Annotated in this window: 20 protein-coding genes; 1 reads left to right on the forward strand and 19 read right to left on the reverse strand. The window is 46.5% G+C overall.

All coding sequences use genetic code 11. The annotated features are described in order from the left end of the window. Positions 1-474: 474 nt before the first annotated feature. From ACPW7J_RS11415 to ACPW7J_RS11465, 11 genes are all read right to left on the reverse strand, one after another. Positions 475-789 carry a hypothetical protein gene (locus tag ACPW7J_RS11415; protein WP_425755266.1) on the reverse strand — a complete coding sequence of 105 codons (315 nt, stop codon included), beginning with the start codon at positions 787-789 and terminating at the stop codon, positions 475-477. A gap of 17 nt (positions 790-806) precedes the next feature. Then, positions 807-2,102 (reverse strand): MFS transporter, encoded by a 1,296-nt coding sequence (locus ACPW7J_RS11420; RefSeq protein WP_425755267.1) that lies wholly within the window; start codon positions 2,100-2,102, stop codon positions 807-809. A gap of 311 nt (positions 2,103-2,413) precedes the next feature. Continuing rightward, positions 2,414-3,559, reverse strand: coding sequence for an isocitrate/isopropylmalate family dehydrogenase (locus ACPW7J_RS11425; RefSeq protein ID WP_425755268.1), 1,146 nt, complete (start codon positions 3,557-3,559; stop codon positions 2,414-2,416). Position 3,560: 1 nt separating this feature from the next. Then, a complete protein-coding gene (locus tag ACPW7J_RS11430) occupies positions 3,561-5,492 on the reverse strand; it encodes an aconitate hydratase (protein WP_425755269.1) in 1,932 nt (643 codons plus the stop codon). Then, entirely contained in the window at positions 5,461-6,138 is a 678-nt protein-coding gene (locus tag ACPW7J_RS11435; protein ID WP_161874578.1) for a GntR family transcriptional regulator, read from the reverse strand. Before ACPW7J_RS11435 ends, ACPW7J_RS11430 begins: the two co-directional genes overlap by 32 nt. Then, the gene (locus ACPW7J_RS11440) at positions 6,135-7,517 is read right to left on the reverse strand and encodes a 2-isopropylmalate synthase (RefSeq protein ID WP_424960070.1); all 1,383 of its coding nucleotides are present in this window, start codon (positions 7,515-7,517) and stop codon (positions 6,135-6,137) included. The genes ACPW7J_RS11435 and ACPW7J_RS11440 overlap by 4 nt, the downstream gene beginning before the upstream one ends. Before the next feature lie 305 nt (positions 7,518-7,822). Further along, complete coding sequence (locus ACPW7J_RS11445; protein ID WP_161874577.1) at positions 7,823-8,467, reverse strand: response regulator; 645 nt, start codon at positions 8,465-8,467, stop codon at positions 7,823-7,825. Positions 8,468-8,504: 37 nt separating this feature from the next. Then, positions 8,505-9,812, reverse strand: coding sequence for a pyrimidine-nucleoside phosphorylase (locus ACPW7J_RS11450; RefSeq protein WP_425755270.1), 1,308 nt, complete (start codon positions 9,810-9,812; stop codon positions 8,505-8,507). Position 9,813: 1 nt separating this feature from the next. Further along, entirely contained in the window at positions 9,814-10,983 is a 1,170-nt protein-coding gene (locus tag ACPW7J_RS11455; protein WP_425755271.1) for a phosphopentomutase, read from the reverse strand. Between the two features lie 18 nt (positions 10,984-11,001). Beyond that, a complete protein-coding gene (locus ACPW7J_RS11460) occupies positions 11,002-11,703 on the reverse strand; it encodes a metallophosphoesterase (protein WP_424960067.1) in 702 nt (233 codons plus the stop codon). Positions 11,704-11,719: 16 nt separating this feature from the next. Further along, complete coding sequence (locus tag ACPW7J_RS11465; RefSeq protein ID WP_425755272.1) at positions 11,720-12,946, reverse strand: DNA recombination protein RmuC; 1,227 nt, start codon at positions 12,944-12,946, stop codon at positions 11,720-11,722. Positions 12,947-13,104: 158 nt separating this feature from the next. Between ACPW7J_RS11465 and ACPW7J_RS11470 the strand changes: the two genes are divergently transcribed. Next, complete coding sequence (locus ACPW7J_RS11470) at positions 13,105-14,010, forward strand: nucleoside recognition domain-containing protein (RefSeq protein WP_425755273.1); 906 nt, start codon at positions 13,105-13,107, stop codon at positions 14,008-14,010. Here ACPW7J_RS11470 and ACPW7J_RS11475 read toward each other — a convergent pair. The 8 genes from ACPW7J_RS11475 to ACPW7J_RS11510 form a co-directional block, all read right to left on the reverse strand. After that, positions 13,963-14,424, reverse strand: a complete 462-nt coding sequence (locus tag ACPW7J_RS11475; RefSeq protein WP_161874572.1) for a hypothetical protein — start codon at positions 14,422-14,424, stop codon at positions 13,963-13,965. The genes ACPW7J_RS11470 and ACPW7J_RS11475 overlap by 48 nt on opposite strands. A gap of 4 nt (positions 14,425-14,428) precedes the next feature. Next, positions 14,429-15,718 carry an O-acetylhomoserine aminocarboxypropyltransferase/cysteine synthase family protein gene (locus tag ACPW7J_RS11480; RefSeq protein WP_161874571.1) on the reverse strand — a complete coding sequence of 430 codons (1,290 nt, stop codon included), beginning with the start codon at positions 15,716-15,718 and terminating at the stop codon, positions 14,429-14,431. A 524-nt stretch (positions 15,719-16,242) separates the two neighbouring features. Further along, the gene (locus ACPW7J_RS11485; RefSeq protein WP_425755274.1) at positions 16,243-17,253 is read right to left on the reverse strand and encodes a permease prefix domain 1-containing protein; all 1,011 of its coding nucleotides are present in this window, start codon (positions 17,251-17,253) and stop codon (positions 16,243-16,245) included. Positions 17,254-17,257: 4 nt separating this feature from the next. Next, a complete protein-coding gene (locus ACPW7J_RS11490) occupies positions 17,258-17,590 on the reverse strand; it encodes a PadR family transcriptional regulator (RefSeq protein ID WP_161874569.1) in 333 nt (110 codons plus the stop codon). A gap of 141 nt (positions 17,591-17,731) precedes the next feature. Further along, positions 17,732-18,589, reverse strand: a complete 858-nt coding sequence (locus ACPW7J_RS11495; protein ID WP_425755275.1) for an AAA family ATPase — start codon at positions 18,587-18,589, stop codon at positions 17,732-17,734. After that, complete coding sequence (locus tag ACPW7J_RS11500) at positions 18,577-18,930, reverse strand: arsenate reductase family protein (RefSeq protein WP_161874568.1); 354 nt, start codon at positions 18,928-18,930, stop codon at positions 18,577-18,579. The genes ACPW7J_RS11495 and ACPW7J_RS11500 overlap by 13 nt, the downstream gene beginning before the upstream one ends. A gap of 7 nt (positions 18,931-18,937) precedes the next feature. Further along, on the reverse strand, positions 18,938-19,369 hold the full coding sequence (gene aroQ, locus ACPW7J_RS11505) for a type II 3-dehydroquinate dehydratase (protein ID WP_424960061.1): 432 nt from the start codon (positions 19,367-19,369) through the stop codon (positions 18,938-18,940). After that, the gene (locus ACPW7J_RS11510; protein WP_161874567.1) at positions 19,366-20,556 is read right to left on the reverse strand and encodes a shikimate kinase; all 1,191 of its coding nucleotides are present in this window, start codon (positions 20,554-20,556) and stop codon (positions 19,366-19,368) included. Before ACPW7J_RS11510 ends, aroQ begins: the two co-directional genes overlap by 4 nt. Position 20,557: the final 1 nt, after the last annotated feature.

Genomic DNA, 20,557 nt, shown 5'->3' on the forward strand with positions numbered 1-20,557 from the left:
TTCTTTTGGATAAATTTAATATAATACATTTTTGTTCTCCTGTCAATAAAGCTTTATTGAAATTAAAGGTAAATATAATTTCATACTTATCAATGAAATTTTTTTCTTCCATATAATGAATCCATCGTAAATCTTTTCTACCCAATTGATTTGTCATATCCGCTATGATAAAATAACAAAGTCGGGTCATGATGTGACCGTGTGGATTGAAATATTGACATTAATGGTAAAGAGTTTTGTTCTTCATATTTCAATGCTGCAGCAAGCTCTTTACCAGATTGTCTTTTGTACAGAAAAATCTCTTTCTACTCTAAAATTCAACAGGAGTGTTTCTTTATGAAAAAGATTTATTTTTTAGATGAACCATTAACAGAAAATGACCTTTATTTTCTCTGCTATATGATTGAACGAATCAGCAGACGGCTTCGCAGACGCAACCGTTACATCGTAAATGCCGTTAGCAAAGACCAGTGGCTACACCTCATCCAAAGCGCCGCAGTCCTTCATTGCGAAAATCCATTGCAGGTGGAAGACGACTGGATTGCAGATTATGATTTGACCCAAGGGGATTTTGACATTATGGAAATAAACACTGACCTGGCGCCAGAAAACCTGCCCACAGCTACGCAAATGGAAAAAGTTTATCAGCGGCTTATCGTCGACACGATTACCGATGATGAAACTTATATAGATGCCATGCTTCGCATCTATAACGCACCCATATGCGATATACTGGACGACTACACATTCACCGCACCAAAACAGGGTCGCCTTCCGGCGACCCTGCATTTTTTTACCTCTATATTCTATTCTTCCTCCAGCTTCCAGATGTGTCTGTCCTTTCGAAATGCCAAGCAAGTTACCACACCCAGCACGCCAATCACACAAAAGAAAAGCGCCGCACCGGAGCCTTTACCGCTGCCGAAAAGACTACACAAAAATCCAGTCCCATTTTGCGCTGCCATAAACGGCTCAAACACTCGATCCACAAAGACGCCGCCCAGAAGATATCCCACCGGAATGGTGAAAAACTGCAATGTATTGCGGGCAGAATAGACCCGCCCCTGCATCTCCACAGGGATATGACTTCGCATAACCACATCCATGTTGGCATTCATGATGGGAATCCAAATCCAGCCCAATACGCCGCCGACGCACCATACCGGCACGCAGCTGCCAAAGGCCAGAATGAAATTCTCCGTGCTCATGGACAACAGCAATGTATTCAGAATCACGCGAACCCGGCTTTTGGGCGCAGGCATTAGTGATGCCGCAATACTGCCGGCTATCATGGCAAGTCCTGTCGCCGTGTTGACTGCAGCCAGCGCGCCCTCGCCGCCGCCCGCTCTTGAAAGCAGCATGGCAGGAAACGCCGCGTTATACATGGACGCCGTCAAATTGATGGTTGCCAAAAACAGCATCAGATCCAGGATCCCCCGGTGCTTTACAAGATAGGAAAGCCCCGCCTTTGCCGCCTCTCGCAAAGGTTCTTTTTCCCCATCGTCAGCGCGTACCGCCGGAATTTTAATCCACAGGCTAAGCGCCATAAAGGCGCATACAAATGTCGCCAGATCAAAATAGATCACGCCGGAAAGTCCAAATACCGCATAAACCGCCGTCGCCGCCGCAGGGGTCAGAATATTCACCACAGAGGTGGACAGCGAACGCAGACCGGATACCCTTTGGTAATGCGCCTTCGGTACAAGCAGACTCACTGTGACATCCATAGCAGGCTGCTGCACCGTCCCCATCAGTCCGTTTAAGGCGTTGAGCAGATACAAATGCCAGATTTCCAGCTGTTCTGTCTTTAAGAGTACCAGTGCGAAAACCGTGCAGACCGCCGCAAAGCTATCGCTTGCCAGCAGCGTCAGTTTCTTATTCCATTTGTCGCTGAGCGCGCCCGCAAAAATGCTCATCGCCACATAGGGCGCATAAGAGCACACCGCCAAAAGCGCCGTCGTAAGCGCCGATCCCCTCGCCTGGTACGTCCACAAGATCAGCGCGAAGCTGGTCATCGAACTTCCCAAAAGGGACAACGACTGCGTAGACCACAAAATCAGGAAACTGTGAAGTTCCTTTCCTATTATCTTTAAATTGTTCATAAGACTTTGCTCCTTTTTCTTGTTCATCATGCTAACGTTTCTAACAAGCCGCAAAGTCTTCGGGCGAACGGGAAATTGATTTCCATTCACTCCATGCAGTTTCGCCCTAGACCTTGCATGGAGCTGCTGCAATTGCTAATACCATCATTTTCACTCCCTTCCGTCTACTATTTCTGTAAACATTGTATCACGTATACCTGCATTATGTCAAAATCAGGATCTTGTGAGACATGGCTTTATTACAAAACAATAGCCCCCAAACTGATACAATCTAAAACTGCCCAGCTTGGAGGCTATATTCCAACAATTTCTTACAGCTTGCTCATAACGTAATCAGCAAACTCCCTGCAGGTCGCGCCGGAAGCAAAACCGGTCACAACTACATGTTTTTCCGTTTCATTGCATTCTTCTAAAACAGCCGCCAGCCGGTCTGCCTTTTCAGTAAAGCCGATATGGCGAATCATCATCTCTGCTGCTTTAAAAATGCTGGACGGATTGGCATAATCGCCGAGACCGTCTTCTATCATCCGCGGCGCGCTGCCGTGAATTGCTTCGAACATGGCGTACTGATCGCCCATGTTAGCGCTCCCCGCAGTGCCGACGCCTCCCTGAATTTCCGCCGCTTCATCGGTAATGATATCGCCGTACAGATTCGGAAGCACAAAAACCTGAAACTGATTTCTGATCTCCTTGTTGACTAAATTTGCCGTCATAATATCGATGTACCAATCATCGGCCTCAATGCCAGGATAATCTGCTGCTACCTCGTGACAGATCCGCGTAAAGTTTCCGTCGGTTTTCTTCATGATATTGGCTTTTGTAACGATGGAGACACGCTTTTTCCCGTTGGCCTTGGCATACTCAAACGCTGCCTTTGCAATTCTGCGGGTTCCGGGTTCTGTTGTCACCTTAAAATCCATGGAAAGTTTACCAGGTACTTCGACGCCCCGGCTGCCCAGCACATACTCACCCTCTGTATTTTCTCTGTAGAAAATCCAATCGATGCCTTCCTCCGGCACCTGTACAGGACGCACATTGGCGTACAGATCCAGTTCACGGCGCAGCGTCACATTGGCGCTTTCCAGGGTGCCGCCCTTTGGTGTTGTAGTCGGCCCTTTGAGAAGAACGTCACAGGACTTGATTTCCGCAAGCACATCCTCCGGCACAGCTTTTCCCAAAGCCATCCGGTTCTCGATGGTAAGACCTTCGATTTTTTTCAAAATGATCTTGCCCACAGAAAGCTCCTCAGCCATGACTTTTCGGAGAAGCCGCTCTGCCTGCTCCATAATAATCGGACCGATACCATCGCCTCCTACAATACCGATGGTAATCTGCTCCATGGAAGCAAAATCCTTCGGCGCGCTGCCTGCCGCCATCCTCTCTGTCCTTTCAAGCTGTTCCAAGAGCAATGTCCGAAACTGCTCGCAGGCGTTTTCAATATATGTACGATCACTCATCTTAATTTCCCTCTTTTGCTACATATTTCAAAAGGCTTCCGGCCTTTAGTATCTCTTTCTGTCTCTTTGTAAAGCTGCATGTCAGCGGAATTTGTTCCCCTGTTGTCACATTAGTCAGCATCATCTCTCCGCTGTCCATACCGGCATAAACATCTGATAAGCGAAGTACATCGTCCTGGCTGACTTTATTATAATCCTCAGGATTTTTAAAGGTCAGCGGCATGATGCCTGCATTGATCAGGTTTGCTGCGTGAATTCGTGCAAAGCTCTTGGTAATAACAGCGCGTACGCCCAGGTACAGCGGTACGAGAGCCGCATGCTCTCTGGAGGATCCCTGTCCGTAATTGTTTCCGCCTACGATTATGCTTTCTCCCGCTGCTTTCGCTCTTTCCGGGAAGGTCTCGTCACATACGCCAAAGCAGTACTGTGACAGATGCGGAATATTGGAACGATACGGCAGAATTTTAGAGCCTGCAGGCATAATGTGGTCTGTCGTAATATTGTCTCCCACTTTCAGTACCAGCGGCGCTTCCAACACGTCATCCTGCGGTCTGCTGTCAGGGAACGCCTTGATATTCGGGCCGCGCAAAATCGGCAGATCCTTTGCATCCTCCAAAGACGCCGGCGCTATAATGGCGCTGTCGTCGATCTTGAATGCCTCCGGCATCACAACCTCCGGCATTTCACCAAGCAGCATCGGATCGGTAATCTCGCCGGTCAGCGCCGCAGCTACAGCTGTCTCCGGCGAAACCAGATATACTTTTCCGTCGGCTGTGCCAGAACGTCCTTCAAAGTTTCGGTTAAAGGTTCTCAGCGATACGCCGCCGGAATTTGGTGAAAAGCCCATGCCAATGCACGGTCCGCAGGCACATTCCAGCACTCTGGCACCGCTGGCAAGAATATCGGACAGTGCGCCGCAGTCAGCTAACATGGTCAGCACCTGCTTAGATCCCGGCGAAATAGAAAGACTTACTTCCGGCTTAATCGTCTTGCCTTTCAGCAATGCCGCTACCTTCAGCATATCGTGGAGGGAAGAATTCGTGCAGGAACCGATACAGACCTGATCCACCTTTGTTCCCTTCAGCATATTGACAGCCACTACGCTGTCCGGACTGTGGGGACAAGCGATCATTGGCCGCAGTGTGGACAGGTTGATATCGATCACTTTATCATAAACGGCATCAGGATCGCTGGCAAGCTCTCTATAATCCGCTTCTCTGCCCTCAGCCGCTAAAAACGCGCGAGTTACTTCGTCAGATGGGAAGATGGATGTTGTCGCGCCCAGCTCTGTTCCCATATTAGTGATGGTCGCTCTCTCCGGTACAGACAAAGTTTCTACCCCCGGTCCGCCCCATTCAATGATTGCGCCGACGCCGCCTTTTACAGATAAAAGACGTAAGATTTCTAAGCTGACATCCTTTGCAGTCACAAATGGATTCAGCTTGCCTGTCAAATTTACCTTGTACATCTTCGGCATGGTGATGTAGTATGCGCCGCCTCCCATGGCAACTGCCACGTCGAGACCGCCCGCTCCCATGGCCAGCATGCCGATACCGCCTCCGGTCGGCGTATGACTGTCAGAACCGATCAGGGTTTTGCCCGGTTTTCCGAACCGTTCCAGATGTACCTGATGACAGATGCCGTTGCCTGGTCTCGAAAAATACAGTCCGTATTTCTTGGCCATAGACTGAATAAACCGATGGTCGTCGGCATTTTCGAAGCCTGACTGCAAGGTATTGTGATCGATATAGGCAACGGAAAGCTCCGTTCTAACCCTTGGAATTCCCATAGTTTCAAATTCCAGGTATGCCATAGTACCCGTGGCGTCCTGCGTCAGGGTCTGGTCTATTTTCAGGGCAATCTCGCTGCCCGGCGTCATTTCTCCGCTGATTAAGTGTTCTTTAATGATTTTCTGTGCGATTGTTAATCCCATATTGTTCGTTTACCTCCATAATGCTGTTATATGCGTGATCTATGTGCATCAGCACGATCGTGTCTATTTTATCTCCATCCTTTTCAGAAATAGCGTTATACAACGACTTGTGTTCCGCCACAGAGGCCATAATTCGATGCGACTTTTCCAAAGACAGACGTCGGAACTTCATCATTTTGTGATGAATTGGCGTCAAAATTGTTTCAAAAGTAATGCTTCCGCACTCTCGGTAGATAATGTCGTGGAATTCCGTATCCAAATCACGCACTTTGATGGCGTCCCCCTTTTGTGCAAAAAATTCCTGTTGATCTACGTTATCCTTTAGCGCCTTCAAGCCTTCCGCGCTAATGTTCTCCGCTGCTCTGCGAGTGGCCATTGCCTCAATCCGCCGTTTTACTTCAAACAAATCCTTCACATCGTTTTCCGTAACGCCCACGACTACAGTTCCATTGGGAGATTCTTTGATCAATTTCTCATGAGAAAGACGGCTCATCGCTTCCCTAATCGGGGTTCTGCTGACGCCCAGTTCCTCTGAAAGTCTGGTTTCGCTGATAATCTCTCCCTGGGCGTACGCGCCGCTGAGAATATTATATTCCAACTGATCGTAAACTCTGTCCGCCAGAGATACTGTTCTGTATTCTATCATTTAGATTCCTCCCCTTTCGTTAATTCCTTGATTTTTGTTTCCAGCTCTTTATTCGACAAGCTAGTGGTTCTGCCATCAGCATACATCTCGTCTACCCATTCCTTTACCTGTACAACTAACGGACTGTCCTTATGGAGCTTTTGCTCCTCCGGTAAGTCGTAATGCTCGTTAATCCAGTAAGCGATGCCTGCCAATCCGCTGGTTTTGCTCACCGCTACGCCCGGTGTTCTTCCAAGCAATTTTTTCGTATCAAAGATATTATAAATTTCCTCGTCCTTCATCAGGCCGTCCGCATGGATACCGGCTTTCGTTACGTTAAAGTTTTCTCCGACAAAAGGCGTCATCGGCGGAATGTCATATCCCATTTCATCCCTGAAATATCTTCCGATCTCCGTCACTACGGTAGGATCCATTCCGTCCATAGAACCACGCAGAGAGGCGTATTCAAAGACCATAGCCTCCAGCGGAACATTTCCCGTACGCTCTCCAATTCCCAGCAAGGAACAGTTCACGGCACACGCGCCATAAAGCCACGCCGTAGAAGCATTAGCAACCGCCTTATAAAAATCATTATGCCCATGCCACTCCAGCATCTCACTCGGTACATTAGAAAAATGCTGCAGACCATATATAATACCGGCGACACTTCGCGGCAGCGCCGCCTCCGTATAAGGAATGCCGTAGCCCATGGTATCACAGGCGCGGATTTTTACTGGAACGCCAGCCTCCTTAGACAACTTCATGATTTCATTTACAAACGGTACAACAAAGCCGTAGAAATCAGCTCTGGTAATATCCTCTAAATGGCATCTTGGTATTACTCCCGCCTCAAAAGCATCTCGTATGGTTTCCAGATAATAATCTACCGCCTGCCTGCGGGTCATCTGCATCTTCTTAAAAATGTGGTAGTCACTGCAGGAAACCAGTACGCCTGTCTCTTTGATTCCCAGTTTCTTTACCATCTGAAAATCTTCTTTTTTTGCCCGAATCCATGTAGTGATTTCCGGAAAACGAAGTCCCAAATCCATACACTTTTCCACAGCTTCCCTGTCCTTTTTCGTATAGATAAAGAATTCTGACTGGCGGATCAGGCCATACGGGCCTCCCAATCTGGACAAAAGCTTATATAAATCTACAATTTGTTTCACAGTATACGGCGCCATGGATTGTTGTCCGTCACGGAAAGAGGTATCTGTAATCCAAATATCCTCCGGCATATTCATCGGCACACGTCTATGGTTAAATACAATCTTAGGTACTTCCGTATAACTGAACATATCCCGATACAAATTTGGTTCCGGGATATCCTGCAGGGTGTACTTATAACTGGCCTGTTCTAACAGATTTGACTTTCTGGATATTTCTATCATATCTACCATACCTCCCAATTCCTCACTGCACTTCCGTTGTGCAGGCTGTGCTTTATTGCAATAAATCGTTACAATCTCTACGTATACAAGTATAAACGTCCACGCGATGTTTGTCAATAGACTTTTGTATAATTGTTCTTAAATTGTTTTTATCAAAGCGTGGCGTGGTTGTATACCCGTATTCTATCTATATGCTGTTGCCCTTAAGAATATCACGGTTTCCAGGTTAAAACTCTTCAATCCATCTATTTCCATGAAAAAAAACGTCCAAAGCTATCCCCCTCACTTCCATGAGGATAACCTTGGACGGTTCTCTATGCTTCCCATTTCCTGCTGACAACCAGCTTTCCCTGACGGCCTTTCCATTCCACATCCTTTATACGAAATTCCGTTGCTTCAGAACTGCCAATCAGCCCATCAAAGGAGCTGCCATCTCTACTGTCCGGTACGATGACCTCTCTGGCAGTCTGATTGGCATATATCCGGCATCCCGTGGTTCCATCAAAAAGCCATATACCAAAAGGCAGCATATCCAAAAGCCTCTGCGCATCCTGCTCCGGCATATTCTGCAGCAGAATCGCCGTTTTCAACCGATGCAACACAACACCCGGCGCAATCGGTTTGATCAAAAAGTCATCCGCCCCGGCATTGATCACCTGTTCCTTTGCTTCATTAACATCCGCGGCAGATAATGCCAAGACTGGCAAATGACAAAATTCTTCATCTCCGCGAATGATATCCAATAGTTCAAAGCCGTCCATCAGCGGCATATGAAGATCCAGAAGAACCGCGGCAATATCCGGATTTTCATCCAATATGTCAAGGGCCTCCATACCGTTTTCTGCCTCAAGTACATCGTATTCGCGATTCAAAACTCTGCGTAAAACTCTGCGGCTTATGGCATCGTCATCCGCGATCAATACTCTTTTCTTTGCTTCAAATCCTTTTTTATAACACATCGCAACCACTGCAACCTTTCCTCACACGCCAGTAAAACTATAATCCTAAAACTTTTTTGACCAGCTTCGGCTCTCCCTTCTTTTCCTTGCTGATATCAAAGGCTCTCGCAACCTCCTTCTCCGCGTCAGCTAACCTGCCTTGACTGCTGCTGAACACTGTCGCCAGACATTCCCCCTTACTAACCTTATCTCCTGTCTTTTTATGAAGTACAATACCTGCGGATAAATCTATATCATCTTCCTTCGTTCTTCTTCCCGCGCCTGTGTGCTGCGACGCAAGACCGATTGCTCTGGCATCAATGCCATTAATAAATCCACCCTCCCTTGCCAGAATCTCTCTGCGCAGAGAACTCTGTGGGAAAAGCTCATAATCATCTATAACCCTTTCATCTCCGCCCTGCCGCGCAATAAAGCTTCGAAGCTTATTAAGTCCTGCTCCGCTTTCCAGAGCCTGACGCGCTAAGATTTTACCTTCAGCAGTAGTTTTAACACGACCGCCGAGACAAATCATAATACCCGCCAAACAGAGGGATAAAGCGGTAATGTCAGAAGGGCCCCGTCCCTTTAAAGTTTCAATGGCTTCTATAACTTCCAGACTATTTCCTACGGCTTTCCCCAAAGGCTGACTCATATCGGTAATAGCCGCTACTGTTTTTTTGCCTGCCGCGCGGCCAATTTCACACATAATTTCACCTAACGCTTCTGCCTCAGCTTGCTCCTCCATAAAAGCGCCGCGCCCGCATTTTACGTCCAAAACAATAGCGTCGCTTCCAGCCGCCAGCTTTTTACTCATAATGCTGGACGCTATCAGGCTGAGGTTCTCTACCGTACCCGTCACATCTCGCAGAGCATAAAGCTTCTTATCCGCTGGTGTAATATGAGCAGTCTGTCCAATCACCGCGATACCAATATCGTTTACCTGCTGCAAAAAATCCTCCGGCTCCATGGCGGTGCGGAAACCTGGTATCGCTTCCAGCTTATCCACTGTTCCACCTGTAAAGCCCAATCCTCGCCCACTCATCTTGGCAATAGGAATGCCGCAGGCTGCTGCCAGAGGCGCCACAATCAGAGTGGTCTTATCGCCGACTCCCCCAGTCGAATGCTTATCTACCTTTATACCACGCACACCAGCCAGATCAATCGTGTCTCCTGAATAGCGCATAGCATCGGTTAATTCAAAGGTCTCGAATTTATCCATTTTGCGGAAAAAGATCGCCATCAGCAATGCCGCTGCCTGATAATCTGGAATCTCTCCCTCGGTATATCCGTTGATAAAATAGCGAATCTCATCCTTGCTCAGCGCTCCGCCATCCCGCTTTTTCACAATCAAATCGTTCATATTCATTTTATCTGATCTCCTTCAAAAAGCTTTCCCCTATAGCGGTGGGCTCTGTGTCAAGATATTCCGCAATCGTTGCGCCGATATCCGCAAAGCTGCTTCTTATACCCAGGTCTACGCCGCCTTTGATACCATCGCCGTAAATCAGAACCGGTACATACTCTCTGGTATGATCCCAACCGGTATGAACCGGATCATTGCCGTGGTCCGCGCAAATAATCAAAATATCTCCGTTCTTCATCGCGTCTATTATCTCCGGAAGTCTTCCGTCAAATTCCATAATAGCTTTCCCATAACCTTCAGGATCCCTTCTATGTCCGTACTTCGAATCAAAGTCGACAAGATTCGTAAAGATAAAGCCGTCAAAGGTATCGCCCAATGCCTCTATGGTCCGGTCAACACCATCCATATTGTCCTCAGTATGCACGGACTGCGTTACGCCCTGACCATTAAAAATATCAGAAATTTTTCCGATTGCAAAGACAGTCTTTCCTACTTTTTTCACCTTATCCAGAACAGTTTCTGCGCCAGGAGAAACTGCATAATCACGCCGGTCTGACGTCCTGATTCTCTTACCATCCTTTAAGACGTACGGTCTGGCAATCACTCTGCCGCAAGCCCAATCTCCAGTCAGAAGCTCTCTGGCAGTCTGACAGATTTCATATAATTCCGCCAGCGGGATTACCTCTATGTTGGCTGCAATCTGAAAAACACTGTCTGCAGAAGTATATACAATAGGATTGCCCGTAGCTTCATGCTCTGGTCCAAGCTGCTCTATGATCTCTGTACCGGATGCGGGATAGTTTCCCAGGCACTTCCTCCCGATTTTATCCTCAAATGCAGCTATAAAAGCTGGCGGAAAACCATCAGGATATGTTTTAAAAGGCGTCTTAGTCTCCAGACCGGCAATCTCCCAATGACCAGTAATGGTATCCTTCCCCCTTGAAAGCTCTCCCAGCTTTCCGAAAGCGCCGGTTGGGGTTTCAACTCTCAAACGGCCGTCTGCCGCCCCTTGTATATTGCCAAAGCCCAGTCGGTGCAAATTTGGAATCTGAAAATCAGGGTTATGATCTACAATATGCCCCAGAGTATCCGCGCCCGCGTCTCCATATTTTTCTGCATCCGGCAGTTGGCCTACACCTAAGCTATCCAATACTATCAAAGTAACTCTTTTCATCGCCGTTCTCCTTCCTCTCTATTCCTCATATATAAGCTGTGGTTTCCCTTCCAGATAATCCAGAGAAACCAATCTGTATTCTACGCCGTCCAATATGCCATTTATCCCATTTTTAAAGGCATCCTTGCCATGGAGATGGCCATAAACACAAGTCCTGACATGATATTGGGTCAGTAACTTCGTAAACCCAGATCCTTGGATTTTATCATTAGTAGGCGGAAAGTGAAGCGCCGCAATCATAATTTCCGCCCCACTCTTTGCACCTTCCTCCAGAGAAAATCGAAGCCGCATAAGCTCCCGCTCGTAAATTTTCTGGTCGTGTTCATCAAATCCATCCGTCCCCGGACAAATCCATCCCCGCGTTCCGCAGACCGCAACATTCCCCGCCAAATAGCAGTGATTCTGTAGGAATGTAATATTCCCATACAGTTTATTCAACTTGGTTATAGATGACCACCAAAGGTCATGGTTTCCTTTTACAATGATCTTTCTTCCAGGAAGCTGATGAATCCAGGCAAGGTCCTCCATCGCTTCATCCAGCCGCAGCCCCCAGGAGATGTCGCCGGGAAGAATCACCATATCCTCCGCCTGCACTGTTTTTTCCCAATTTTCTTTGACTCGTTGGTGGTGGTTAATCCAACGAGGGCCGAACACGTCCATTGGTTTTTCTATTCTTTCATCAAAGGACAGATGCAGATCCCCTATTGCAAATACTTTCACGTCTCTTTCTCCTCCGTCACTTTTCTTCTAAATCCAACAGTTCTGCCGTCGCGTCATCAGATAATTCCGTCACTGTACGCAGTTTGCTTCTGATCATTCGCGAGCGTGTTCCTACCAGCCGGTCTAAATCATCACCCGCTTGCGTAATCTTTTTCTGTGCTGCCATAAGCACATCCTCAAATTTCCCAAATTCATTCTTTACAGCGCCAAGAACGTTCCATACCTCACTGGAGTGTTTCTGAATAGCCAACGTTCTGAATCCCATCTGCAGACTATTGAGAAGCGCAGCCATCGTAGTTGGTCCGGCAATATTCACTTTATAATCTCGCTGCAATGTCTCTACCATCCCACGCCGGACAACCTCTGCATACAGTCCTTCAAAAGGCAAAAACATGATTCCGAAGTCGGTAGTGCGAGGAGGCTCAATGTATTTATCTCGAATATCCTTTGCCTCTGATTTGATCACCCTTTCCAAATTCTTTCCCGCTGCTTCAATCTCTGCAGCGTCCCCTGCATCATATGCGTCTGCCAGGCGCGCGTATGCATCGCCGGGAAACTTTGCGTCAATAGGCAAATATACTGTCTGATCATCGTCCCCAGGCAGCTTGACAGCAAACTCTACTCGTTCGTTGCCTGTACTTCTGGTGGTCACATTCTCCTCATATTGTTCAGGAGACAATACCTGCTCCAAAATAGCGCCCAGCTGAATTTCTCCCAAAATTCCTCTGGTTTTTACATTAGAAAGTACCTTCTTCAGATCACCTACACCCACTGCCAATGTCTGCATTTCGCCTAAACCTCTGTAAACCTGTTCCAACCGTTGACTTACTAATCTAAACGACTGACTGAGTCGGTCCTCTAAAGTCTTCTGCAGCTTTTCATCAACAACCTGCCGCATCTGCTCCATCTGCCGATTGTTATCCTCCGTCAATTCTCCAATCTTCTGCGACATCGTAGCTCTGATATTCTCTAGCTTTTGTTCATTCTCGATAGACATATGACTGAATCTCTCATGCAATTCCGCCAAACGAAAATCTTGCATTCTGGTTGTCTCTTTTTGATTTGCAACGATCATATCTCCAAAAGTCTTAAACGAGTTGTTAATATATTGAATAGTTTCCACACGAGACGCTTTAATTTCCTTTTGTACGGCGCTAAATTTCCCGTAAATCAAAAACAGCATCACCAGTGTCAAAACTCCAATCGTAAGCAATACAAATTCTACAATACTTATAATACCCACCCTCTCTGTATTTCTTCATGAATTTCTCATCACAAACATACACTAATCTAAAATGGAGCTTAGCTCCTGTGTTGCACATCGGCTCTGCCTTCGCTTTTAGCTTGCCAGTCGCCGTGTGTAGACATTATACCATTCTTTGAAAGGATTAAAAAGTACAAATGAATAATATCGCACATCTTTTATCCTGGATTTTTTTCGGCGACTTCGGTCTGCTTACCGTAACGCCTCAGTATTTATTTTTGGTACTATTTCCTATTATGATTTTCTTGGGATTTCTTGAACAAATACTGTCCCGTATCCCATTTCTAAAAAACTCTCATCCACTGGTTAACCAATGCTTCTATATCGTCTTGGGATTAGGCTGTACCACTGCTGCTCTTACAGCCTTAGATACCGTGGATGAGCCGTCTATGCGCCGGCGTATGATCTGGATTCTGATTTTATTAGTACCTTGTTCTTCCCAGATTGCTCTGGCGGCAACCTTTGCCTGCATGGTCACCTTCCGGGTCTTTCTGGTATATCTGGTATTCTGCTTCCTTTTCATAATTCTGCTTCTGCTGATGATCGACCGGTGTTACCCCTTAAGCGACGGATTGGTCAGATATCAACAACAGGCTGCCGACTTTTCTTTGCTGCAAATTATCAGAAACGCTTTTCAAACTGTTGCCGCCACACTGCCTTCTTTCTGTGCCGGTAGCATCGCTATCAGTCTGGCAATGTACTTCGGTCTGCTGGACTGGCTTTCATCAGTCTGCGGCCCACTCTTAGAAAAACTTCTTCATCTGCCTCCGCAAGCAGCCAGCCTTCTGCTTTTAAATGTGCTGAAAAGAGATTTTAGCTCTGCGTCGCTCTTATCTGTGGCGGGAAACGGTACGTTTGACGCAATTCAACTGATAGTACTGCTGATCATGCTGACTTTTTCTGTCCCCTGCTTTAACTCCTCTATCTTGCTCTTCAAACAACAAAAGCTCCCCATGGCCTGTTTCATCTGGCTGGGGAGCCTATGTTTGTCTGTTTTATTTGGCAGAATCGTCTGCAGTATACTTTTGGTATGTTTTGTCTAGCAATTCTAATTCCAGTACCGCTTCCTTAAGCGCAAGCTGCATATCCTCCGCAGCTTCCTTAAATTCTCGAATGACAAGTCCGCTGCCTCGATACTGCTTTTTATCCGTAATTTCATAAAATCGGATATTCTTTTCGCACAGCTGCAAAAAGGTATCTATACTTCTGCATAGCTGATTCCACAGCAGCTTTGCCTGGGTATCTTCGTCAGGAATGAGTATCTCAGCAATTTTCACAGCCGCTGCCGTCTCCATATGATTGCGAAAACGTCGGATATGTACGCCGAAATCTCTCTTTTTAAAGAGGCCCATTTTCCGGGCGTCGTTCATTGCGTTTGTAGTCGTTTCCTTATACGGATATACCACCTTTTGATAATATTCTTCCACCTGCGCAATCAGAGCTTCTCTGTATTCCATTTCTTTACTTCCTTGCCACTCTATTCAGAGCCTGATCAAAGTCCGCGATAATATCTTCAATATCTTCACATCCTACTGATACACGAATCAGTTCCGGTAAAATGCCGCCTGCGATCTGTGCTTCTTCACTAAGCTGTCTGTGGGTCGTTGACGCTGGGTGCAAAACAGAAGTTCTAATGTCGCCGACATGAACCACAATGCTGGCAAGCTTGAGGTTTTTCAGGAATTCCTCTCCGGCCGCTCTGCCGCCTTTCACGCCGAAGGCCAATACGCCGCTGGCTCCCTTTGACAAATACTTCTGCGCTCTTTCATAATCATCATCTCCCGGTAATCCTGGATATTTAACCCAATCAGCCATCGGATGGTTCTGCAGGAATTGCGCAAGAGCCAGAGCATTAGAACTATGCCGTTCCATTCTAAGATGCAGCGTATCCAACCCCTGGAATGTCAACCATGCGTTCATCGGAGACATCGTGCAGCCTAAATCTCGAAGCATCTGCGCCCGCAGCTTTACACAAAAAGCCTGTTCGCCGAATTTTTCATAAAATTTCAAACCATGATAGCTTTCATCTGGTTCGACCATGCCAGGAAACTTATCAGCATATTTGTTCCAATCAAACTTTCCACCCTCGATAACCATGCCTCCTACGCTGGTAGCATGGCCGTCAGACCACTTTGTCGTGGAATGGGTAACGATATCCGCCCCATATTTCAAAGGTTGACACAGATAAGGGGAAGCCAGCGTATTATCTACTACCAGTGGGACGCCTATTTCATGTGCCGCAGCCGCAAATTCTTCAATATCCAAAACTGTCAGCGCCGGATTACCAAGAGACTCCCCGAATAGAGCCTTTGTATTCGGTCTCGCTGCCGCTATAATTTCTTCTTTTGACGCATTCTGATTGATAAACGTCGTTTCAATCCCCATCTTTTTCAGGGTTACACCAAATAAATTAAACGTTCCTCCATAAATATTTGCACACGCGATGATATGATCGCCCGCTTCACAGATATTCAACATGGTAATTAAATTCGCTGCCTGCCCTGCGCTGGTTGCAATTCCTGCCGTACCACCCTCTAAGGCCGCCATCTTAGCTTCCAACGCGTTTACGGTCGGGCTGCCCAATCTGGTGTACATGAAATCAGCGCTTTCTAAGTCAAATAGTTTTGCCACATCTTCTGCATCGTAATATCTGTAAGTTGTATTCTGCACAATAGGCAGCACCTGTGGATCCCCACTCTCTGCTGTATAACCTGCCTGAATGCATCTGGTATTGAATTTGTAATCTGACATATTTCCACTTCCTTGTTCTTTAATATATAGAAATATTTTATAACAACATGGCGATAAAATCAATGCTTATTGGCGAGCTATGAGTAGAACGCCATAAAACGCAGTCAGAAATCTGCTGTCCCCGTCAGTCAGACGCGCACCTATCACCAATTTTTCTTTGAAAAGTTGCGTTTTCTTCCTAGGACGCGCAGCTATTGCTGATCTTTTCTTAAAAAAATGCGCCAGTCTCCTGAAAACCGCAGCTATCTACATCTTTTCACCGCGGAAGTTGCGTATAGCCAAGTTCAGTCCCTTCTTTTGTATAAAAATTTGTATTATATTCCAATATATGGTATACATGTCCCTTCCAAGTAAAAGCTAACTCTCTCAACGCGCAACTTGAGCTCAAAAAAACCCAATTACCTGCGTATTTTCCACCGCAAACGCAACTTTAAACATAAAAGAACCAAAAAGCTGCGCGAAAGTAGAAAAGAAAGCTACCCGCAGCGAAGGCCTCTCAACACCCTTTGTCAGATTATCTTCTCCTACATATCCTTCTTCTCTGTAGAATGACAAATTGCCGAAATCGCGCCAAAGCACACGCCCGCTACAGGCCAGATAATCCAGCTGTGTCCCCAGTTTCCGGTAATAAAGCTGTAGCTTACATAAATTGCTGCAACCAACGGCCAGTAAATTCCGGCGATTCGCTCAACAATATCGCCACTTTTCTTATGGCTCGGTTTGAAATCCCCCTCCTGCAGCAAAACGCTTATGCAACTATGCTGTATACCTTGTATAATAAAAATCCATACCCCGCAAGCTACCATGAACAAAAGCAGAACCACCATCAGACTTTCCACCCGTGGATATCCATCTCCCAGTATGGTTGTTACCACCGCTATCGGAACTACTGACGTAACGCACAAAATCACGCCCACAGCAATATTACGACCGAAAACAGGCCTCATTTCCTCCTTCATATTACCGATAACCTTATCTACGCCCGGCTCCAGCTGAAAAACCTCCGTCTTCAAATACTCATACCGGGACATCCCTATGCCATTCATAATAAACAACCCAACCGCCACAGCTATACAGGCAAACAGCACAAGTATGCCAAAAGCATCCGCAACCGGTCTCTCACTTACACTGCTGAAGATAATCAACGCGGCAGGCGACATAATGCACAGAAATACTCCCGCAGCAATCCCCTTAGCCCAACGCGCCATATTCGTAAGATAGTCCTTTGCATCTTCCATGTTTACTGTACGCATGGTTTCTTTTTTATCAAAAGAATTTCCGTCCAGGTTTTTCTCACGATCAAGGTCTTCGGTGTGAACAGCGCTTTCCAAACCCAGTTCGCCCATCAATTCATCTATGTTCCCAAACTCAGCAATCACTGTGCCGATAGCTTCATTCTCACTCTTTCCCATAGACCTTAGCTCCGTGTATTTATCCTCCATCATGGAAGCAAGCTCTACCTTAGCGCGACGAACCTCTGCTGTATCAGGCATCTGACTGAACATGCTCTCCAAATAGCTCATAATAATATCCATACAATCACTCCGTTTCTGTTAAAATAAATTTCTCAATAACCTCTTTTGTTACTGCCCATTCCTCACACTTCTGCCGGTAATACTGTCTGCCCGCTTCCGTAATCCGATAATAAGTCCGCGGTTTCCCCCCAGACTCCGTTCCCGCAAAAGACTGAATATATCCATTCTTTTCCAATCGAGCAAAGGCAGAATATAGGGTAGTTTCCTTTATGATGTATTTTTCCCCGGTTCTTTCTCGTATCTTCCTAGATATGAGGTAACCGTAGGACGGCTCTGAAAGCAGTAAACATAGAATAATGGTATCATTGTAACCTCTGATGACGTCACTGCTGATCAATCCTGCTCACCTCTCATCTATTACGTCTGTCGTAGTAGTTTCTATAGACAAATCCTATCACAACTACTACGACAGGTCAAGTAGTTTCACACAAAAAAATCCGCGAAAATAGCGTACTGCTATAACACGGATACTATATATTTAAAATTCATCTTCGTGTGCTTTGAAGAAGTCATAGTAACGGCGGACATTAGACAGCTCCGTCCATCGGCGGGTGCAAACCGGCCGACTGTCTAAATCATAAATTCTCGCATTTCTGACCGCCAGCAAAAACGGTGAATGCGTGGCGATGATGAACTGACAATTATAGAATCTGGCCGAGTCCTCTAAAAATCCGCAGAGCTCCTGCTGATACTCAGCCGATAAGCTATTCTCAGGCTCGTCCAACAGATAAATCTGATTCGCTTCGATCTTATGAGTAAAATACATGAACGCGCTTTCTCCATTAGATCTCTCTGCCGCATTTCCAACCAGCGTACTGCGTATAAAATTGGATTTTGTGCCGCGCCGCGCCGCGTTGACCTTCTTCAACTGTTCATAATCAGCCAGAGATTGAAGACGAAATCGAGAATTCTTCAGATTCAGATATTCCTTCGCCAACTTTTCCCGCTCGTTATCCACACCTTCGTTCATGGCACGAAGATCAAAGATATATTCAAAAACGTCGTCGCTGGTGATCACCGTAGCGTCCTGCCAGGAGGTCTGCCATTCCCATTGCAAAGTACATTGCTCTACAAAAGTATCGAAAAAGCTGCTCTTATTATATGGAGCTGATCGGGACGCTCTAAGCTTCTCAGCGATAACATTGATCAAAGTAGTCTTTCCTGAGCCGTTACCGCCGTAGAAAATCGTAACCGGATCAAAGGATATCCGATCCAGCTCCTTCGTGGGAAAAAGCCCGAAAGGATAAAAACTCACATAGTAGGTTTCCCGGATATCATTGAGAATCCTTTCCTCAGCGTCTATACCCGGAAGCGTAAAGGCTTCTAAATACAGCATCGCTTCTCCCATTCTGCTTCTTTAAAGCCAGTCAACACGAAATCATCGCCGATCACTAGCGGCCGTTTAACCAGCATACCGTCAGCGCCCAGCAATCTCAGTTGTTCATCTTCACTCATCGAAGGCAGCTTTTTCGCCAGCTCCATCTCCCTGTATATCATGCCGCTGGTATTAAAAAACCGTTTCAAAGGCAAGCCGCTCATCTGATACCAGACTGCTAAATCCTCATAAGACGGATGCTGCTCTTTAATGTCATACAGCTCATAATCGACACCCTTCGCATCCAGCCACGCCAACGCTTTTTTGCAGGTAGTACACTTAGGATAACAATAAACTTTCATAAAACCCTCATTTCCTTTCACACAAAATTTTTATCGCTTCTACATATCCGTCAAATCCCTTACCCATGACAGTAGCTACGCAAACCTGCCGCACATAGGATTTCTGACGGAAATCCTCTCTTTCGGAAACATCGGAAATATGCACCTCTACAGTGGGAATTCCCACCGCTTTTAGAGCATCCAAAATCGCTACGCTGGTATGTGTGTACGCCGCCGGGTTGATGACAATTCCGTCATATTTTCCATAAGCCTCCTGAATAGCGTCCACAATCGCGCCCTCATGGTTAGACTGAAAAAAAGCGGCTTCCGCGCCTATGCGGGAAGCCGCGTCTCTTACCAATTCTAACAGGTCCTGATACGTAGCTTTTCCGTATATCTCCGGTTCTCTAATACCCAGCATATTGATATTAGGGCCATTGATTACCAGAATTTTCATCATTCCCTCTCCTCGTTATTGTTGATATAAAAGTCGCTCCAGTAAGAATACGCATCCTTGCGATCCTCATAGATCTGTTCCAGAGGCATAGACTGGGACAACGGTCTGCCGTCAGTCTCCAGCTTATCCAGATCCCTTTTGATCCAAATAACAATGCCGTTCTGCTTGATTATATTATAATTTATCTTCTTCTTCACGATACCGCCGCCGGTGGCAATAACCAATCCGGTCTGCACGCATGCCCTCTCCAGCATCTCTGTTTCCACCTTTCGGAAGTAGGATTCTCCCTTCTGCGCAAAGATCTCTGGAATAGACATCCCCTCGTGTTCCACGATCATATCGTCGATATCCACAAACTTCCGACCCATTCTGACAGCCATTTCGCCGCCCAACAAAGTTTTCCCGGCGCCCGGCATACCGATGAGGATCGCGTTTAGCGTCTCGCTTCTGATCTCGTCGATTACATTTTCAATTTCTTCCTCGTCGATTTCCCTGCCGGTAAAGAGTTCACTGGCTTCCTTCGCCTGCGCCACCAGCATTTCCAATCCGCCAGTAGCGGGCAGAGATTTTGCCATAGCATCCAATACCAGCTTGGTTTTATTCGGATTATAGATCAGATCCACTACGCCCCGGCAATTCTTGAAATCATCCAGATTAACAGGCGCGCTCCCGTTGTGCGGAAACATACCTACCGGGGTGGTGTTAACGATGATTTCGCTGTCAAAATGCTTCTGAATATTTTCGTAGTTATTCTCGCCTGTACGGGAAATCACAACAATCTCGGAAGCGCCCAGATCAGATAATACAGCCTGTACTGTCAGAGAAGCTCCTCCGCTGCCCAGTACCATGCACTTCATGCCCTTTACATCGATACCGCTATACCGTAGCAGACACGTAAAACCATAGTAATCTGTATTGTAGCCTCTCAATTTGCCGTCTTCACCTCGAATTACTGTATTTACGCTTCCGATGGCCTTTGCTGTATCAGACAACTCGTCACACATGGACATGACCTTTTTTTTGTAAGGAATCGTCACGTTAAATCCGCCATAGGACGGATCCTGCAGCAATGTCTGCAGCTGATTTTCCTCAACCTCGCACAGTTGGTAAGGATAATCCCCGAATTTGCCATGAATCATTGGAGAATAGCTGTGTCCCAGCTTACCTCCGATCAACCCGTATTTTTTCATT

This window comes from Ihubacter sp. rT4E-8, from assembly GCF_049852125.1.
Lineage (GTDB): Bacteria > Bacillota > Clostridia > Peptostreptococcales > Anaerovoracaceae > Senimuribacter.

Bases quoted from the DNA above. Each gene is read 5' to 3' on its own strand.
- ACPW7J_RS11415 (WP_425755266.1), bottom strand. From the start codon at position 789: ATGCAGGGTCGCCGGAAGGCGACCCTGTTTTGGTGCGGTGAATGTGTA.
- ACPW7J_RS11420 (WP_425755267.1), bottom strand. From the start codon at position 2,102: ATGAACAATTTAAAGATAATAGGAAAGGAACTTCACAGTTTCCTGATT.
- ACPW7J_RS11425 (WP_425755268.1), bottom strand. From the start codon at position 3,559: ATGAGTGATCGTACATATATTGAAAACGCCTGCGAGCAGTTTCGGACA.
- ACPW7J_RS11430 (WP_425755269.1), bottom strand. From the start codon at position 5,492: ATGGGATTAACAATCGCACAGAAAATCATTAAAGAACACTTAATCAGC.
- ACPW7J_RS11435 (WP_161874578.1), bottom strand. From the start codon at position 6,138: ATGATAGAATACAGAACAGTATCTCTGGCGGACAGAGTTTACGATCAG.
- ACPW7J_RS11440 (WP_424960070.1), bottom strand. From the start codon at position 7,517: ATGGTAGATATGATAGAAATATCCAGAAAGTCAAATCTGTTAGAACAG.
- ACPW7J_RS11445 (WP_161874577.1), bottom strand. From the start codon at position 8,467: ATGTGTTATAAAAAAGGATTTGAAGCAAAGAAAAGAGTATTGATCGCG.
- ACPW7J_RS11450 (WP_425755270.1), bottom strand. From the start codon at position 9,812: ATGAATATGAACGATTTGATTGTGAAAAAGCGGGATGGCGGAGCGCTG.
- ACPW7J_RS11455 (WP_425755271.1), bottom strand. From the start codon at position 10,983: ATGAAAAGAGTTACTTTGATAGTATTGGATAGCTTAGGTGTAGGCCAA.
- ACPW7J_RS11470 (WP_425755273.1), top strand. From the start codon at position 13,105: ATGAATAATATCGCACATCTTTTATCCTGGATTTTTTTCGGCGACTTC.
- ACPW7J_RS11475 (WP_161874572.1), bottom strand. From the start codon at position 14,424: ATGGAATACAGAGAAGCTCTGATTGCGCAGGTGGAAGAATATTATCAA.
- ACPW7J_RS11480 (WP_161874571.1), bottom strand. From the start codon at position 15,718: ATGTCAGATTACAAATTCAATACCAGATGCATTCAGGCAGGTTATACA.
- ACPW7J_RS11485 (WP_425755274.1), bottom strand. From the start codon at position 17,253: ATGGATATTATTATGAGCTATTTGGAGAGCATGTTCAGTCAGATGCCT.
- ACPW7J_RS11495 (WP_425755275.1), bottom strand. From the start codon at position 18,589: ATGCTGTATTTAGAAGCCTTTACGCTTCCGGGTATAGACGCTGAGGAA.
- ACPW7J_RS11500 (WP_161874568.1), bottom strand. From the start codon at position 18,930: ATGAAAGTTTATTGTTATCCTAAGTGTACTACCTGCAAAAAAGCGTTG.
- aroQ (WP_424960061.1), bottom strand. From the start codon at position 19,369: ATGATGAAAATTCTGGTAATCAATGGCCCTAATATCAATATGCTGGGT.
- ACPW7J_RS11510 (WP_161874567.1), bottom strand. From the start codon at position 20,556: ATGAAAAAATACGGGTTGATCGGAGGTAAGCTGGGACACAGCTATTCT.